The following is a 19,415-nucleotide window of genomic DNA, read 5'->3' as shown; positions in this document are numbered from 1 at the left end:
CTATTGTGCACATTGAACACGATTTCTTCCGGCCTCTTTCGCTTTATATAATGCGTTATCAGCTTGTTTTAAAACATCTTCTGGTTCTTGTTCTAAATAGTTTTCTGCAACGCCAATACTGACTGTTACTTTGACTGATTTTGATGTTTTATCTTGTCCACGAGCTTTAGACCCTGCTCGATTGCTGGCGGGGCGCTTATCATGATCACGAATAATCATTTTATACTTTTCAATTTTTTCTCTTAATTCTTCAAGAAAAGGTAAACATTCATCGATACTTTTCCCTTTGAATAAAATCGTAAACTCTTCCCCGCCATAACGGTAGGCATTGCCACCACCATCAATGTCTTTCATAAGAGTAGCAACTAACTTGAGTACGTCGTCACCAGTATCATGGCCATATTTGTCATTGAATTTCTTAAAATGGTCAACATCAATCATCGCTAAGGTATAGGTTCTTCCTAAATGCTTAAGTTCATTATCTAAAGCACGACGCCCCGGGATTTCTGTAAGTTGGTCAATGAAGGCTAATTCATGGCTACAACTGATGATGTTAATAAGTAGTAATACCGCGACAATACTGAATGCAACACTAGAGATGAAGGAGTATTGGAAAAAGGTAAATGTAACAAAACTAAACAGCAAACAAATGAAGACGGCTTGATCTGAACTATGGTTTCGTTTCAAAAGTGTTGATGCGCTGCTACATACCAAGGCGAGATTTAATAACAATATAACTAATGGTAATAGCGACAAGTTTCGATAAGTAAAAAGGTATGTATCCCACCAAGAAGTAAGATCTGTACCGTTAAAGTGTTTATATACTAAAGCTGCCCATCCTACTTGTAGTAGTAAAAATACAGAAAATAGTGCGCCAAAACGAGAAAATAAGCGCTTATCTGGCATGATATGCACTTGTAGAAGATTAAAGGGGAGTAAACCTGCAAGTAAGCTAAAAATGAGTTTTATGTTATCGTTTGTCAAAGGCGTTTGCAGGTAATGAATGATAATTATATATGCAACTAACATAATTAGTGCAACATAACCGGTTCTGCCTTGATTAAATGGTTGGCTTAGAAAAATAACAATCGTAAATAGAATATAGGGAATATTGACAAGAAGATCTTGATAGTTAGCCAATGATACTGTGGAAAAAGGTAATGCTATTAACATTAAGATTGCTATCGTTAGCGGGATCATTAACCGCATGCCTGCTGAACGAAAGTGTGAAAAAAGGAGCATTAATCTTAACCTTCAATAAATACGTTTGTTTATGAGCGAATACGAGCCTAATAATTATTCGTATTTATTCTCTTCCATGAACATGTTAGCCGTAGCGACTATTTTAGCTATATCGGCTAACACATCAATAACTTAAATTATCTATTTACTTTTTTAGGTAGGGAAAAAGTTGTTTAATTTGCTCTGGTGTTAAATTTTCAACACAGTCAATATTTCGCTCAGGGATCGCCTCTGGATCAGGGTAGTGCTTGAGTACCTTCTCCATACTTTCTTCACGGATCAAATGAAAAATAGGATACGGTGAGCGGTTTGTTAGGTTTTCAGCATCTTCAGGCTCTGTGCCATAAAAGCAGTAATCTGGATGAAAACTAGCGATTTGATATATCCCACTTTTACCTAGTTGGACGACAAGCCCTTCAACTAAATCAAGAAATTGATTGTAGTCATCGAAATCTTCAAGTAAATAAGGTGCGACAACAAGTGTCGTTTCTAACTCTTGTGGTGGTGTTTCATCGAGTTCTTTAAGTTGTAAATAAATGGACTCAAGCAGATCGTTTTCTGTCTTGTCATTGCTTACATGAACTTTAATTTGTTTGTTACGCTGAGGTTTAGCAGCAAAAGGGCAAAGGTTTAAACCAATCACAACATCATTGAGCCATTGCTGAACACTTTGCTCAATATCATTAAGCGCTTGATCATTTTCGGCGATTGTTGACTTCATAGACTGACTTTCCAATAGTTTTAGTTATAAAAAAGGCCAGCAAAGGCTGACCTTTTTGAAGTGATAACAGAAGGTTTATGCTTTAACTTCTTCTTTATTCTCTTCAGCTATTGCTGATTCAGTATTCTCTGGCTTTTCGGGCGCAGGGAATTGTTTTACTGGTTTAGCAATAAGTTGACGAGTTGTGCTACGTATCTCAGCAAGTGTTACTTCAAAGGTATCGCCTAATTGATATTCTTTTACGCCATCAATGGTAATAATACCGAGTTCACCGCTACAGCTAATACGTTCTTTATTATCTAGAATTAATGAGCTAGGAATAAACGCGGCAGCGCCATTTTCTAATAGGCGTACACGCATACCAGCGCGATTAATATCGAATATTTCAGCATTAAAGACGGTAGCATTTTTAACGGCGTCTTTTAGTAATCGAACATATAGCCAATCTGAAACATCACGCTCTGCCATACGGTGGCGACGACGATGTAAGGCAATTTCATCACCAACATTATCATCAGGGGTTTGGCTTGGCTCATTACCTGTGATTAGCGCTTTTAATAGGCGGTGGTTAATCATATCGCCGTACTTACGGATAGGTGATGTCCAAGTAGCGTAGACATCTAAGCCCATTGCGTAGTGAGGAGCAGGTTTATTTGCCACTTCACTGTATGCTTGGAATTTACGTAAGCGATTATCTAAATAAGTGCTATCAAGTGTATTTAACCAACGACGTAAAGCACTAAACCCATTTAGTTCAAGCAATTGCTCTTTTTCAAAAGGTGCTTCAGCATTGGTTAAAAACTCCATTGCTGCATCTAACTTTTCAGGGTTAAAACCGCTATGAACGTTAAATACACCAGTGCCGAATTTTTCTTGTAGCGCACGACCAGCACAAATATTAGCTGTGATCATTGCCTCTTCAATCATACGATTTGCTGTACGACGCGCATCAGTATGAATAGCAACAACATCGTTATCTTCACTTAATTCAAAACGGTAATCTGGACGATCTGGGAATACAACAGCGTTTTCTTTGCGCCATTTAGTACGTGCGTCAGCAAACGCTTGTAATGCTCGAACTTGTTGTTCGATCTCAGCGTTTGGTGTCCAATTTTCACAATTGCCATTTTCTAGGTAATCAGAGACGTTATCGTAAGATAGACGGCCTTGCGATTTTATCCATGCTGCGAAGAAAGTAATATTATCTTGGATAACACCATCTTTATCGACAGTTACTCGGCAACAGAGAGTAGGTCGCTGCTCGTTTTCAATTAATGAACAAAGCTCATCACTTAATTCACGAGGGAGCATTGGAATATTACGACCTGGTAAATAGATAGTAAAACCACGCTCACGTGCTTCATCATCCATCTTATCGCCAACAGCGATGTAAGAGGTTGGATCTGCGATCGCAATAGTAATATCAAAGCTACCATCAGCATTTGCAACTGTGTAGATGGCATCATCCATATCTTTAGTTGATTCACCATCAATAGTAATGAAAGGTAAATCAGTAAGATCTTGACGTTCAAGTGCTTCATCTAGCATAGTCCAGCTTTCTTGTGGTGCTGGTTCTGCATTGGGTAGTTCATGGCGTGCTAACGTAACCCACCATGGTGCAATTTTATCATTACTGTCTGTGATTTTCTCTTTAATGTCACAGAAGAATGTTTTGTTTTTGTCTGTAAGAGGGTGGCGGGTTAGCGTTGCTACAACCCAATCTCCTTCTTTAAGCGTTTCAGGGTTCAAACCTTTAACTGCTTTGGCTTTAATGGCATCTTTAAGCTGAGGATGATCAGGCACAACGTGCAAGCGATCACGAATTAGCTTCACTCGACCAATAAAGCGTGTCATTGATTGTTCAATTAACTCTTGTGGCTCAGCTACTTCACGTTCCTTTTCTGTTCGAATAACAGCCATAACACGATCACCGTGCATAACGTTTTTCATATACAAAGGCGGAACAAAAAAGCTTTCTTTGTTATCGGTTTCTAGAAAGCCAAAGCCACGGTCAGTTGCTTTGATATAACCTTCCTTTTTAGGAAGTGTTTCTTGAATTTGCTTTTTAAGCTGTGCTAACAGCGGATTATCTTGAAACATTATACCTGGTCTCAGATTATTGACGTTGACACTATACTTTTTTGGGTTGATAAAACCAATATTTGAGCAGGATATTTTCATTAAATGTGCTTTTCATTAGTAGGATTTAATAAAAGCGATGCATATTTTGCATAACAACTAAAAAATTTCAGGGAAAAGGTTAATATCGGAAATGTAAAGGTATTAAAAATAAAGCGCTGAGATTATAAATAGGTGCTAATACGACCTTTTTAATGTTTTAACTAGTTATGGGTACATAAGCCTTGAATTAATTGAAGAAGCGATGCTGAAATAACATTATTTATCAGTGTATTACGGCTGTTATTTTTAGAATAAAGTTAATGTACATTGGTGAGTGTTAAATAATCATCTTTCAAATAAGAAAGATAAAGGAAAGGAATTTGAAATTCTATTTATAAGATAAGAAACTGTTGGCTATAAATGAGAGATGATTAACTATTAAGGTTACTTTCCTCCGTATATTTAAAGTATTAACAGTAAGATAGGTTAAATAATAACAAGTCTATGAATATTTATGTTTATCTGATGTTCTAATTGTTCAAGAAATAGTAATTTGAGACTTATTTTGTGACATTCCTCAATTTTTTCTGGCTTTTTATCAAGTATTACCTCACAATACGCCCCCTATTAGTCGAGGCCCGTGCTTGAGGTTGCTGTTGCAGAACCCGTATGTAGCAAAGGGGCCCCGTTTTTAAGTCGTTCATATATTGGGATCCCAATGCAAGAAACTGTAACAGAATTTCGCCAACTAGACTTGGCCGACACACTTCTATCTGCACTAGACAACATGGGCTTTGTAGCGCCAACGCCGATTCAGGCAGCGTCTATACCTCTACTACTAACTGGTACTGATGCCCTTGGTAAAGCGCAGACAGGTACTGGTAAAACAGCAGCATTCTCACTGCCTGTACTAAACAAAGTTGACTTATCTCAGCACAAACCACAAGCAATTGTTATGGCTCCAACGCGTGAGCTTGCAATTCAGGTTGCTGCAGAAATTAAAGTACTTGGTCAAAATATCAAAGGCCTAAAGGTTCTTGAAATTTATGGCGGTGCTTCAATCGTTGATCAAATGCGTGCACTTAAAAATGGTGCTCACATCGTTGTTGGTACACCTGGTCGTGTAAAAGACCTTATCTCACGTAAGCAACTTCAACTAGACGAAGTACATACTTTTGTTCTTGATGAAGCTGATGAAATGTTGAAGATGGGCTTCGTTGACGATGTAACATGGATCATGGAACAAGCACCAGAAACAGCACAGCGTGTGCTTTTCTCTGCAACTATGCCTCCAATCGTTAAAGAAATCGTTGATCGTTTCCTACGTAACCCTGCACGCATTGACGTTGCTGGTGAAAACCGTACTGTTTCTAAAGTAGAGCAGCAGTTCTGGGTTGTTAAAGGCGTAGAGAAAGACGAAGCAATGAGTCGTCTACTTGAAACTGAAGATACAGATGCATCAATCGTATTCGTTCGTACTCGTCAAGATACTGAGCGTCTAGCTGATTGGTTATCATCTCGTGGCTTTAAAGCTGCGGCACTTCACGGTGATATCCCACAGTCGCTACGTGAGCGTACTGTTGATCACATCAAACGTGGTGTTATTGATATTTTAGTTGCAACTGACGTTGTAGCACGTGGTCTTGATGTTCCACGTATTACACACGTATTTAACTACGATATCCCGTTCGATGTTGAATCTTATATTCACCGTATCGGTCGTACAGGTCGTGCAGGACGTGCTGGTAAAGCGATTCTATTAGTTCGCACAAACCAAATCCGTATGCTTCGTACTATCGAGCGTGTTACTAAGTCTCGCATGGAAGAAATTCAACTTCCTCTACGTGATTTAGTTGCTGCATCTCGTTTAAACCGTTTAGGTGAAGAACTAGCAGCACAAAAAGAACAAACAAGTGTAGAAGCGTTTGTTGAACTTGTAGAAAAACTACAAGAGTCAATCGATGTTGATGCAGCAACACTAGCAGCAATGCTTCTTCAGCGTCAGCAAGGTAACCGTCCTTTATTCTATAAAGGTCCAGACCCAATGATCGCAGCTATCGAACGTGAATCACAACGCCGTGAGCGTCGTGGTAACGATCGTGACCGCGGTGAGCGTGGCGACCGTCGTGAGCGCGGTGGTGAGCGTGGTGAACGTCGTTCATACAACAATGCTGATTGGGATACTTACCAGTTACAAGTTGGTCGTGAGCAAGGTGTTCAGGTTAAAGATATCGTTGGCGCAATCGCAAACGAACTAGGCCTAAGCAAAGAGTTCATTGGTGCAATCAAACTTGCTCCAACGCATACTTTTGTTCAACTTCCTAAGAAGATGACAGCAGAAGTGGCTGCTCAGCTTAAGAAACTACGCATTCGTCAAAATGATGTTAAAGCTGTAGTTGTTGAAGGCGAAGTTCTTCGTGAACACCGTCCTCGTAGCGGCAACCGTGATGGTAATCGTGACGGCAACCGTGGTGGCTACCGTGGTAACCGTGACGGTAATCGTGGTGGTGAACGTGGTGGTGAGCGTCGCTTTGACCGTAATCGTGGTAATGACACACGTGGTGGTTACCGTGGTAACCGTGATGGTGCACCTCGCACAGATCGTAAGCCTCGCACAGAAGCATAATTTATTCATTAAATTAGATTGCTAAATAAAAGCCGAGTTAATTAACTCGGCTTTTTTGTGTCTGAATTTTAACTAATAGTAATTAAGTTAAAACGAGAGCATCATAAGAATTTATTTAGTTGTTTATTCTATTTCTATTCAAGTTGATATTTATATTCATTAAATATTAATTTGTACTTATATATCGTTAATATTGAGAATGTTTTATATTTTTATTTAATATCGATATTTGCTTATATTTTTCTGCAATATGATTTTTTGTGGTTTATTTTTGTCATACAATTGACACATCACTCATCTCTGATACCTTTCGGGGATGTTTGTTGAGGATGTAGTATGAAAGTCATTTCTTTATTAGTTGATTGTTTGGTTGTTTCTTTAGATAAGAATATTTTAATTAAAAATTCAGATGGTCAAATTGTTAAACTTGCATCAGGGATGGAACTCCAAAAGGGTGATCTTTTATTATTACCAGATAATTCTAATATTGTACTTGGCTCAAAAAATCAAAATGTAAATATCTCTAACGTTGATGGCTTTCTTCAGCATATATCAACAGGCCCTGCCACCAATAATACGGCATTTTATCAACAATTCTCATTTGGGCAGGAATCCCATCATTACGATAGTAGTGATAAGCAGCATTTTGATGGTCATTTGGATGTTGAAGTTGCGGTATTACAACAAAAAATACTCGATGATCAAGATCCAACTATAGAACTGAAAGATCCTAGTGCTGGAATTCATACGCTTGATAGTTCATCTATTGGTGGCTTTGGGGAAATACTTTACGACAATGACAAAATGCTTGCTGTCGCGGGTTTTGATACAGCATATATTCCAAGTGAGCATAAGGAACATAAAGATAACGTTTACCCACAAGCACATCAACAATTAGTGGCTGATATCACTATCGACACCATTGCACATGATGATGTGGTGGATGCTGCCGAATCTCACCAAAAACAAACCATCACAGGTACTGTTGGCGGTGATGTCAAAGTGGGTGATACTGTTCACGTCACACTGGATGGTCAATCTCTTGGTACAGCCCATGTGGTGCAAGGTGCACACGGTTTAGTGTGGGCATTAGACGGTGTTGACGGTAATACGCTATTAACGGCGCCTTTAGATAAGGTAGAAGCGTCCGTTACGACTGAAGATAAGGCAGGCAACACAGCAACAGCCCAAACAACCCATGATTACTCCGTTAAAGTAGAAGCGGCAATCACCATCAATCCAATCACTGGCGATAACGTGATCACCCAACAAGAAGGTCACGAAGCGCACTTACCAATTACAGGTACGGTGGGTAAAGACGTTGAACCGGGTGATGTTGTAACTGTCACTATTGGTAACCATTCGTACACTACCAAAGTGACCGCTGATAAAACATGGTCTGTAGAGGTCTTAGGTAGTGCTGTTTTACATGCCGATAAAGCAACGGCTTCGGTAACCACCAGTTACGGTGTCGCACACGAAGCGACAGCTACGACAGATGAACCCTACAAGGTTGATATTCAAGCCACAATCAAGATCACTAACATCGGTGGCGATGGCATTATCAACGAGCAAGAATCGCACAGTAAAGTGCCAGTCACAGGTACTGTTGGTGGTGATGTTAAAGCTGGTGATACAGTCACTGTTCATATTGGTAGTCACGATTACACGACTCAGGTGAGCAGTGATAAAACATGGACGGTTGACGTTGATGGCTCTGCATTGGTTGAAAACAAAGGCCACGATGTAACTGCAAGCGTAACAACAAGCGATGATGCAGGCCATCATGCAAGTGCACAGACTGACAAGCCCTATGATGTCGATACCAGCATTAACGCCACTATTTCTATCGACACCATTGCACATGATGATGTGGTGGATGCTGCCGAGTCTCACCAAAAACAAACCATCACAGGTACTGTTGGTGGTGATGTCAAAGTGGGTGATACTGTTCACGTCACACTGGATGGTCAATCTTTGGGTACAACCCATGTGGTGCAAGGTGCACACGGTTTAGTGTGGGCATTAGACGGTGTTGACGGTAATACGTTATTAACGGCGCCTTTAGATAAGGTAGAAGCATCAGTTACGACTGAAGATAAAGCAGGTAATACTGCTACTGCTCATGCAGTCCATGATTACTCCGTTAAAGTAGAAGCGGCAATCACCATCAATCCAATCACTGGTGATAACGTGATCACCCAACAAGAAGGTCACGAAGCGCACTTACCAATTACAGGTACGGTGGGTAAAGACGTTGAGCCGGGGGATGTTGTAACGGTCACTATTGGTGACCATTCGTATACCACCAAAGTGACCGCTGATAAAACATGGTCTGTAGAGGTCTCAGGTAGTGCTGTTTTACATGCCGATAAAGCAACGGCTTCGGTAACCACCAGTTACGGTGTCGCACACGAAGCAACCGCAACGACGGATGAACCCTACAAGGTTGATATTCAAGCCACAATCAAGATCACTAACATCGGTGGCGATGGCGTTATCAACGAGCAAGAATCGCACAGTAAAGTGCCAGTCACAGGTACTGTTGGTGGTGATGTTAAAGCTGGTGATACGGTTACTGTTCACATTGGTAGTCACGATTACACGACTCAGGTTAGCAGTGATAAAACATGGACGGTTGACGTTGATGGCTCTGCATTGGTTGAAAACAAAGGCCACGAGGTAACTGCAAGCGTAACAACCAGCGATGATGCAGGACACCATGCAAGTGCACAGACTGACAAGCCATATGATGTCGATACCAGCATTAACGCCACTATCACTATCGACACCATTGCACATGATGATGTGGTGGATGCTGCAGAGTCTCATCAAAAACAAACCATCACAGGTACTGTTGGTGGTGATGTCAAAGTAGGTGATACTGTTCACGTCACACTGGATGGTCAATCTCTGGGTACAACCCAAGTGGTGCAAGGTGCACACGGTTTAGTGTGGGCATTAGACGGTGTTGACGGTAATACGCTATTAACGGCGCCTTTAGATAAGGTAGAAGCATCAGTTACGACTGAAGATAAAGCAGGTAATACTGCTACTGCTCATGCAGTCCATGATTACTCCGTTAAAGTAGAAGCGGCAATCACCATCAATCCAATCACTGGCGATAACGTGATCACCCAACAAGAAGGTCACGAAGCGCACTTGCCAATTACAGGTACGGTGGGTAAAGACGTTGAGCCGGGTGATGTTGTAACGATCACTATTGGTAAAAACTCGTACACTACCAAAGTAACCGCAGATAAAACGTGGGGTGTGGAAGTTACAGGCAGTGATGTTTTACATGCTGATGAAGCGACGGCTTCGGTAACCACCAGTTACGGTGTCGCACACGAAGTGACGGCAACAGCTCATGAGTCTTATAAAGTCGTTATTGATGCGAGCATTCAAATAACATCAATTGCTGACGATAATCTTCTCACTCAAAAAGAAGCACATTCTACGAACGTACCCATTATTGGTGATGTGGGTAAAGATGTTAAAGATGGCGACAAAATAACACTCTCTGTTAATGGTCATGAGTATCATGGTGTAGCCAAAGATGGCCACTTTGAGATCGATGTGCAAGGTAAAGACTTACTAGATGATCCCGATAGAACGGTGGATGTAAGTGTTGTTACCTCTGATGGTGCTAACCATACCGCCTCAGCTACAGCATCACATCAGTATCAAGTTGATGGTGTGGTAATACAAGGTGGCAACGGTGATGATGTAATTACTGGTGGTAATGGTTCAGATTTGTTGATAGGTGACTTAACCCCACCACAAGCAGATCAGCAACCAGTTAATATTAACTATGTTATGGATATATCTGGCAGTATGTATTTTGGTCGTTTGCTAACATTAGATGCTGTTAAAGGCCATGTTGCAAAGAGTTACGAAGTATATGTTGGGCGAAATTCACAACTGACAGCGGCTGACGGTAAAGAAGTAAGTCATACAGAAGGATGGGTGACAGTAAGCTATGATCAGTTAAAAGCGGGTTTACAGTATGATGCAGGTTCGTATGACAATATTCAGATAAAGGCATCTGATGGTACGGAATACAGTGATAACTTTAATAGTTTGCCTTCACTTATTGATATGGCAAAAAAATCATATCAAACATTAACATCGAGCATCATCGATAGTGTCGAAGATAAAAGTAAAATTACGTTTAATATGGTTACCTTCAGTAGTGATGTTAAAGGTAATACTTCGTTCCACTATGATGAAACATCAAAGACATTTGTTAATGATCAACATCAAACGATAAATAACTATATTGATTCGCTTGTTGCTGGTGGCGGCACTCAATTTGAAGGTGCACTAAGTGACATAAGCCAACATATAACAGATCCGTCTATACGCAACGTTATCTATTTTTTAAGTGATGGTAAGGATGAAGATAAATTTCACCCTGAAGGTATTCATTTTTTAAAAGGTACTGAAATAGTTTCAATAGCGGTTGGCCCTTCAGCTGATGCTACACAAATTAATCAGATTGCTCAGATGGGAACTGGCTATGATCATAACAATCCAAACGCGCCTAGCTACTCAAAGATAATTACAAATGCCAACGATCTAGATGGTGTGTTCCATAATATTGGTCAACATTTTGTACCGGGAAGTGACACTATTAGCGGTGGTATGGATGGCGATGTACTGATTGGTGATGCATTAAATCTAGATTGGATGGATAAAGCTGGAATGCTTGATCATATTGATCATTCAAAAGGACATAAACCGGCTGAAGTATTAACAGAATACTTACATCAGCAATTGGGACGTGAAGTTAATACGATCGATCTTGACCACTTTATTACTGATAATATTGATCATTTTGCTGGCAGTAAATATGGCGGTAACGATACCCTAAACGGTAATGGTGGTAATGATATCTTATTGGGTGACGGTGGTAATGATACGCTCAATGGTGGTGATGGGGATGACTTACTGTTAGGTGGTTACGGTAATGACACACTATCTGGCGGTGATGGAAACGACATTCTAACCGGTGGTGCTGGTCGTGATTTGTTCCTATTTGATACTATCAGTAAAGATAAGGTTTCAACGGATCACATTACCGATTTTAAAGTTAGTGAAGATAAGTTAAACATCAGTGACTTATTAGATAAATATGAGCATCAAGACAGTTTAGATACCTTATTGTCTCATGTTGATGCGAAAATTATCGATAATGATGCATCGAAAAAAGATCTTGAGCTGACAGTGAAGACTGATAGCGGGAAAGAGCAAAATATTGTTCTAGATAATGTCGATATTAATGGTTTTTCATTAACTGATCATAGTAGCTCTCACGATATTGTTAGCTCATTGTATGATCATCATGTGTTTACAGCAGCAGTACACTCATAAGTGTTAAATTAAACGACAAAAGCCTATTACTTATATACTTTCAATAAGAAAGAAAATTTAGGTAATAGGCTTCATTTTATTTACTGTAATGTGTTTAGGCGTTATAGGCTTTAGCTCTTACCATTTTTCGGTATTGATTCGGAGTAACATCGAATTCTTTTTTAAATATGGTAGAGAAATGATAACTATCTTTATAACCTACTTGTTCTGAAACATCATTGATTGTCATTCCAAAATCGCGCAGAAGCTCTTTTGCGGAAGCCATTCGTATCTTTTGAAGGTATTGGTGAGGTGCCAATCCTACCTGATCTTTGAATTTACGATTGAAGGTGCGTAAAGGTAATTGGCAATGTTCAGCCATACTTTTTGCGGTGATCGACTTGTTCATATTCAGTCTGATCCAATCTTGCGCTAAAGCAATTGATTCATCAAATTGTACCTGTCCTCCAATTTCATAAAATGGTTGATGATCGGATTTACTGATCTCATGTCCATAATGTGTCTCTATCGTTTTGGCAATCTTCTGACCAAAATTATTCGTTATAAAATACAACACCATTTCTGTTTGTGAGTTAATACTTTCGGTGCAATAAAGCCCATTGGCGGACGTGATTGATGCCTGCTTATTGAGTTTTACCTTTGGATATAATTGAGAGAATTTATCGTGAAAATACCAGTGAGTTGTGGCTGTTTGATGGTCTAATAAACCCGTTTCAGCAAGCCAGATAACGCCAGTTCCTGTCGCAATAATTTTAGCACCATTCTGGTACTGCTTAATGAGCCAATGAGGGATTTCAGGATGTTTGGTCAGTGAAGCTAATGGGTTCCCCCACATGGGCGGTAATATAATGACATCAAATGAATTGTCATTTGCAAAGGTACAATCGGGTTGAATACGAATACCAGCAGTCAATTTGGGGGATATAAGACTAGGTGCAATCACCTTTATCTCAAATGGGGTTGCTTTTTGGCTTTTTCGATCACGAAGGCTAGCTGCACTGGTGAGCATTTCAGCACTTAGTGATATTCCTGTGATCAAAGCTCGGTGATAGAGCACAAAACCAATTTTCATACCTTCCCCTGTGTGATCAGAATATTAATTCTGTTGCTTGTTATTTTTATAAATGGCACATATGACAGTTATTTTGGCATAAATTTAAGATGATAAACAATCTAATACTGTTATCCTGTTTTAAAACAGTGTTTAAATATAAGTCAGGGATTTTAAATGGCAAAGTTACCGTTAATTGTAGGTTTAGGCGGCATTAATGCTGCTGGTCGTAGTTCAGGCTTTCATAGCTATAAATTGATGGTTGCTGATGTTCTCTCAGCTGATGTGATGCAATCAACATGGCAGGATCTCGCCTCTCGAATGGGATTGGAAACAGATAATAACGTTACTGCTGACGTCATTGATGCAATTAAAGCTGGTACATTTGTTCGTCGTATCGATTCTTTTGATCCTGATAATTTACTGTATCAATACAAAGCCAATTTAAATACGGACAACGATAAGATCTGTTTTACTTTACGTAAGTCGAAACTGCCGACCAAAATTCCTGATAATTGGGAAGTCGAAGTGGATGGGAGCAAAGTACATATCACGGTTAATGGTAACCTTGATGCATTGATTGAAGATCGTGTTGCTTTCCCTGTTACTAGTGGTGGAAATATTCCCGCTGGTTTCAATCCTGCTTCTTTATACAATTCACGTTTCCATCCTCGTGGACTTAGCTTAACTATCTATGGTGCATCAGATGCATTAAATTCATTGGGCGTTGAGTGGGATGAAATTCTTAAACAGATTAAGCCCGATGAAGTGTCAGTTTATGCGGGTAGTGGTTTAGCGCAAATCGATGATAATTCATTAGGTGGTATGCTTGCAGCTTCCCTCACAGGTGGGCGTGTTAGTTCTAAAATGATGGCGTTGTCATTGGCTGAAATGCCAGCTGATTTTATCAATGGTTACGTGATTAATAGTATTGGGACAACTGGTACTAACATGGGGGCTTGCGCGACGTTTTTGTATAACTTACGCCAAGGTATGTACGACATTCAACACGGAAAATCAAAAGTCGTGATTGTCGGTAATGCTGAAGCGCCAGTGATCCCTGAAATAATGGAAGGCTTCCGTGTTATGGGCGCACTGGCAGAAGATGCCCAATTAAAAGCGCTTGATAGCAGTGATGAGGTTGATAATCGTCGTGCATGTCGCCCATTTTCTGCCAACGCTGGCTTCACTATGGCTGAATCAGCCCAATTTGTAGTGTTAATGGATGATGAACTAGCACTTAAGCTAGGGGCTAATATTTACGGTTCAGTGGCAGATGTCTTCGTAAATGCAGACGCTAATAAAAAGTCTATTTCGGCACCCGGTGTAGGTAACTATATCACGGTTGCAAAAGCTGCAGCACTGGCGAAAGCGATTTTAGGTGAAGAGGGCGTTAAGCAAACTTTCGTACAAGCGCATGGTACAGGTACCCCACAAAACCGTGTTACTGAAAGCCACATTCTTAATGAAGTAGCAAAAACTTTTAAGATTGATAATTGGCCTGTAACGGCGATTAAATCGTATGTCGGTCACTCAATGAGTGCTGCTGCAGGTGATCAGTTAGTGGCATCGTTGGGTGTATGGCAACATGGTTGGATCCCGGGAATTAAAACCATCGATCACATTGCTGATGATGTTCATCACTCAAACTTGAATATATTAATGGATCATCAATTTGCAGGAGAAATGGGGCAAGATTACAAAGCGGTTATTTTAAATGCAAAAGGGTTTGGTGGTAATAATGCTTCAGGCCTTGTCTTATCACCTAAGCAAACATTAACAATGTTAACGGCAAAACATGGTCAGACTGTGATGGCTCGCTATTATCAGTCTAACCAAGCTATTTCTGATGCATCATGTAGTAATGATAAAGCAGCTTGCCACGGTCAAGAAACCATTCGTTATCACTTTGGCGAAGCGGTGATGGATGAAAATTCAATTACCATGACGCAAGATAGACTACGCTTATCTGAATTTGAGCAAGAAATTGATCTGGGTACGGTAAATCCATACTCAGATTATAGCTAAGAGGGATATTTTCTCGCATTTCTGAAAGGGTAAGTTATTATTTAACTTACCCTTTTTAATATCTGGAATATCAGTGTGAATAAGAATAAAGCAATAGTTATAGGGCTTGTGGGTGTAGTGTTATCACTGTTTACTTTACCGGCTTTCAGTGTCGAATGTCAGCAGAATACGGCCTCGTTGCCGTTATGGGCAAATAGTCAACCAAGAAGTGCATTATTGAATTTTGTTGAAAAAGTAACGACAGAAGGTAGTAAGGATTATGTAAAACCTATTGATCGTATTGCTGTGATTGATAATGACGGTACATTATGGTCAGAAAAGCCAACCTATACTCAGTTCTTATTTGCTTTTGATCAAATAAAAAAGAAGAGTGCTAATCATCCAGAGTGGAAAACTACCGCACCTTATAGTTGGGTTTTAAATAACAATACTGATGCGATTTTCAAAAAAGGATGGGATGCATTAGTACCTATCTTAGAAACGGCGCAATCAGGTATGACGCCTGCTGAATATAAGAAAGATGTACTTAATTGGCTTAAAAACAATCAATCAACTCGTTTTAAGCGTCCTTATACATCGTTGGTATTTCAACCAATGATTGAACTGATTGATTACTTACAAGCTCACCAATTTGATGTCTTCATTGTAACGGGTGGAGGAAGCTCTTTCGTTAAACCATGGAGCGAAGCGATTTATCATATCCCAGCACAAAATGTGATCGGTACCGCTTTTGGTTATGACTATAAAGATGGTCAATTAGAGAAAAACAAGAAGCTGATTTACATCAATGATGGCCCACAGAAAGCGATCAACATTGAAACCATTATTGGAAAACGTCCAATCTTAGCCATTGGTAATTCAACTGGTGACGAAGCGATGTTGAAATGGACGACCTCTCAACAAGGTATAAGCCTTGGTATGTTAATCCACCACACTGATGCAAAGCGTGAGTGGAAGTATGGTGCAGACTCATTTGAGGGTAAGTTTACACCAGCGCTGATGGAAGCGGCGAAAAAGAATAAATGGCAAGTCGTCGACATGAAAAATGATTGGTGTCAGATCTATCCAACTCAATCACAACAGCGTGTATTGCCCTAAATAAGAAAAGCCGAGCATAATATGCTCGGCTTTTTTAATCATTTTTATTCGAATCAAACACTAAGAAAAAACTTACTTTTTAAGTGTAGTGATCTTTGTCGCTTTAATGTTGATAGCGCGGCGTAAACGTGCACGGCGCTCTGCAGCTGACTGATCTTGTGTTGGGTTATTCTTACGCCCTTCACGTTGACTGAAAGCAGGCTTTGAGTGCATACGCTCAAGTAATGCATCACGGCTCTTTGGCTCATAACCGATTAATTGCACTCGGTGAATACGTTGACCAATTAGACGTTCAATTTGCACTAGTGTTAGTTCTTCTTCACGACTAACAAAAGAAATAGCATTACCTTTTTGTCCTGCACGACCTGTACGGCCAATGCGGTGAACGTAATCTTCTGCAAGGAAAGGCATGTCGTAGTTAACTACATAAGGTAAGTTCTGAATATCAAGACCACGAGCAGCAACTTCTGTTGCAACCATTACACGAGCTTTACCTTCTTTAAACTCTTCTAATGCACGACGACGAGCACTTTGTGCTTTATCACCGTGGCAAAGTACTGCTTTAATACCGTCGAGTTTTAATTCTTTAACTAGTTGATTTGCTGTTTCTTTGTAATTAACGAAAACGAGCACTTGTTTCCAGTTCTTTTTACCAATTAATTCAGACAGCATTTCACGCTTGCGATCTTCATCAACAGGGTAAACCACGTGAGCAATAGTATCGGCAGTACTGTTTTCAGGTGTTACAGTAATACGTTGTGGTTTATGAAGAATATCAGATGCTAATGAATTCATTTGTGCTGATGATGTTGCTGAGAACAGCATGGTCTGTGGCTTGGTGCGAATATCATCAAGAATAACGCGAATAGCACCAATAAAGCCCATATCAAGCATACGGTCAGCTTCATCAAATACTAAGAACTCTAGATTCGCAAGCGAAACGTTATTCAATTCCATATGCTCGATTAAGCGACCTGGAGTTGCCACAAGAATATCAACACCTTGCTCAAGACGTTTTTCTTGTGTTGACATTTTCTTACCACCAAAAATAGCAGTACAGTTTACGTCAGTATATTTTGCATACTCATTGATGTTGTTAGCAATTTGCTCTGCTAACTCACGAGTCGGTGCCAAAATTAGAGCACGAACATTAAAGCGGCTTTTTGATTTTGGTTTTTCAATTAATTTTTGAATAATTGGCAGTGAAAAAGCGGCGGTTTTGCCTGTACCTGTTTGTGCTAGTGCAAGAATATCAGCACCGCGACGTGCTTGAGGGATAGCTTTTTGTTGCACTGGTGTGAGTTTTTCATAACCTATTTCAGTTAATGCTTTAACTAAATCTTGAGAAAAACCTTGTGATAAGAATGACATGCTTTGTTCCTAAACTGTCGGCTATAGCCGATTACATTCATAAACTCAGTTGCTTATGGATGTAATCATCTTGCCGTTAAAATGGTGGCATATTATAGTTGATTTTAGGTTAATCCGCTATCTTAACGTAATATGTTAGTGGTTTTGATTTAAGCTTCCTCCATTTGTATTTTTTGTCGTGACAATAAGTATCTTTATATGAGTGTGAGATGCTTATAGGGTATCATTTAGCCATAAATATAACATATTAGAATAAAATGGCAGCTTCAAAGAAAAACAATAAGAAAAGTTACATCATCTTTGTACTTAGTCTGATATTTACTTTCATCGTTTCGCTACTGTACTCCTACATTGCAGGACATAGCGTTAATGAATCTGTCGCTTATGAAATATATACTGCTGTTCATGAACCAGAAGAAAAGGTGATACGCAGTCATTATAACCAAATCCCTAAAGCTCAACGACAAGCGATGTTAGAACAAATCGTAGTGGATAATAAGGATTTGAAGGGTATATTCTATATTAAAGATGGTAAATATATTTATTCAGACCGTGATGTATCTATTAAGAAAGATATTGTTGCAGACTTATCAAATAAAGTGGATGAATATAAAAATAAAGCTGTTTATTATTATATCGATAAAAAAGATATTTATGGTTCTCCAGCTTTTATTTATATGTTTAAATTTGGCAGTGGTTTCTATCAAATGATTTTCTATCAAGAAGCGATCACGCCTCCAAGTAGTATATTTAACTCCTATGTTGTGAGTAACATCGATAATACGATTTTATCCGGAAATAATAAAGATACCTTTACTATTGCAGAGGATACACTGCATGGCCTAAGTCTTAGCGTTATTACAGGAATATCACTTTCACATTTTTTAGATATTTATTTGATTGCATTTCTTCCTGTTTTAATGATTATTTTACTCATTCCTTCAGTGATTGAAAAAGTTCAAGTTAGACAAGATAATATCTTAATTGATATTAATGCAGGTATTAGAAATAAAGAATTTATTCCTTTTTATCAAGGCGTGTATTCTATTGAACAGAATCGATTTGTTGGCGTTGAATTACTGTGCCGTTGGAACTATAAAAGGCAGAAAATACTGTCACCTGCAAGCTTTATTAATATTTTAGAAGATTCAGGGCAAATCAACACAGTTACGTTAGAGTTACTTAATCAGTTAGCTATTGATCAAGATCTTCTTGATACAATCAACCCAGAGATGTATTTTTCAGTAAATGTCACTGTTAATATGTTATTGGATGATGATTTTGTTGAAAGTGTTATTCAGTTTTTAACGCAAAATCCTCGTTTAAAAAATAGAATAACGTTTGAATTAACTGAACGTGATAAGCGTTTTGATTATATAGCAGATGTTAAAGAAGCAATGTGTTTACTGCATTCCCATAGTGTTAAATGGGCACTGGATGATTTTGGCACAGGGTACTCTAACTTTTTAACAATGCATAAGTTGCCGATTGATGTCATTAAAGTAGACCGGATGTTTATATCCTCTAAAAATGACATTATTTCCTTTGATATCTTAACTAAAATTATCGATCTTTTAGATACATGGAAACTTCCAATTATAATGGAAGGGGTAGAAACAGAAGAAGAGTTGAATAAAGTTAAGAATTTATCAATCGACTTGATTCAAGGTTACTATTTTAGCAAACCCTTATCTGTGGATGACTTTATCAAATACGCCAGATCTTAATATAAATCCAGATAATATAAAGCCCACATATTGCTTGATGCGATATGTGGGCTT

The 19,415-nt window shown here is 39.2% G+C and carries 10 protein-coding genes; 5 read left to right on the top strand and 5 right to left on the bottom strand.

From position 1 onward, the window contains the following. The 3 genes from BTO08_RS20970 to BTO08_RS20960 form a co-directional block, all read right to left on the bottom strand. Window positions 1-1,242, bottom strand: coding sequence for a GGDEF domain-containing protein (locus BTO08_RS20970; protein ID WP_105062493.1), 1,242 nt, complete (start codon window positions 1,240-1,242; stop codon window positions 1-3). Window positions 1,243-1,387: 145 nt separating this feature from the next. Further along, window positions 1,388-1,963: a DUF1415 domain-containing protein gene (locus BTO08_RS20965; protein ID WP_105062492.1), complete on the bottom strand. Its 576-nt coding sequence runs from the start codon at window positions 1,961-1,963 to the stop codon at window positions 1,388-1,390. A 75-nt stretch (window positions 1,964-2,038) separates the two neighbouring features. Next, a complete protein-coding gene (locus tag BTO08_RS20960) occupies window positions 2,039-4,063 on the bottom strand; it encodes an exoribonuclease II (RefSeq protein ID WP_105062491.1) in 2,025 nt (674 codons plus the stop codon). Between the two features lie 739 nt (window positions 4,064-4,802). Between BTO08_RS20960 and BTO08_RS20955 the strand changes: the two genes are divergently transcribed. Both BTO08_RS20955 and BTO08_RS20950 read left to right on the top strand, forming a co-directional pair. Further along, on the top strand, window positions 4,803-6,710 hold the full coding sequence (locus BTO08_RS20955; protein ID WP_105062490.1) for a DEAD/DEAH box helicase: 1,908 nt from the start codon (window positions 4,803-4,805) through the stop codon (window positions 6,708-6,710). Between the two features lie 336 nt (window positions 6,711-7,046). After that, window positions 7,047-12,086, top strand: coding sequence for an Ig-like domain-containing protein (locus BTO08_RS20950; protein WP_105062489.1), 5,040 nt, complete (start codon window positions 7,047-7,049; stop codon window positions 12,084-12,086). Window positions 12,087-12,180: 94 nt separating this feature from the next. Here BTO08_RS20950 and BTO08_RS20945 read toward each other — a convergent pair whose 3' ends face one another. Continuing rightward, window positions 12,181-13,158 carry a GlxA family transcriptional regulator gene (locus BTO08_RS20945; protein WP_105062488.1) on the bottom strand — a complete coding sequence of 326 codons (978 nt, stop codon included), beginning with the start codon at window positions 13,156-13,158 and terminating at the stop codon, window positions 12,181-12,183. A gap of 156 nt (window positions 13,159-13,314) precedes the next feature. On the opposite strand from BTO08_RS20945, the gene BTO08_RS20940 reads away from it, so the two are divergent. Together BTO08_RS20940 and BTO08_RS20935 are read left to right on the top strand one after the other, a co-directional pair. Next, on the top strand, window positions 13,315-15,165 hold the full coding sequence (locus tag BTO08_RS20940) for a beta-ketoacyl synthase (protein WP_105062487.1): 1,851 nt from the start codon (window positions 13,315-13,317) through the stop codon (window positions 15,163-15,165). Between the two features lie 75 nt (window positions 15,166-15,240). Beyond that, window positions 15,241-16,263: an HAD family hydrolase gene (locus BTO08_RS20935; protein ID WP_242446317.1), complete on the top strand. Its 1,023-nt coding sequence runs from the start codon at window positions 15,241-15,243 to the stop codon at window positions 16,261-16,263. A 72-nt stretch (window positions 16,264-16,335) separates the two neighbouring features. Here the strand turns inward: BTO08_RS20935 and BTO08_RS20930 are convergent, their stop codons facing one another. Beyond that, a complete protein-coding gene (locus BTO08_RS20930; protein ID WP_005364529.1) occupies window positions 16,336-17,634 on the bottom strand; it encodes a DEAD/DEAH box helicase in 1,299 nt (432 codons plus the stop codon). A 257-nt stretch (window positions 17,635-17,891) separates the two neighbouring features. On the opposite strand from BTO08_RS20930, the gene BTO08_RS20925 reads away from it, so the two are divergent. Beyond that, window positions 17,892-19,361, top strand: a complete 1,470-nt coding sequence (locus tag BTO08_RS20925; RefSeq protein WP_105062486.1) for an EAL domain-containing protein — start codon at window positions 17,892-17,894, stop codon at window positions 19,359-19,361. Window positions 19,362-19,415: the final 54 nt, after the last annotated feature.

The organism is Photobacterium angustum (assembly GCF_002954615.1).
In the GTDB taxonomy this organism is placed as follows: domain Bacteria; phylum Pseudomonadota; class Gammaproteobacteria; order Enterobacterales; family Vibrionaceae; genus Photobacterium; species Photobacterium angustum_A.
This window is presented reverse-complemented; position numbering and strand designations above follow the sequence as displayed.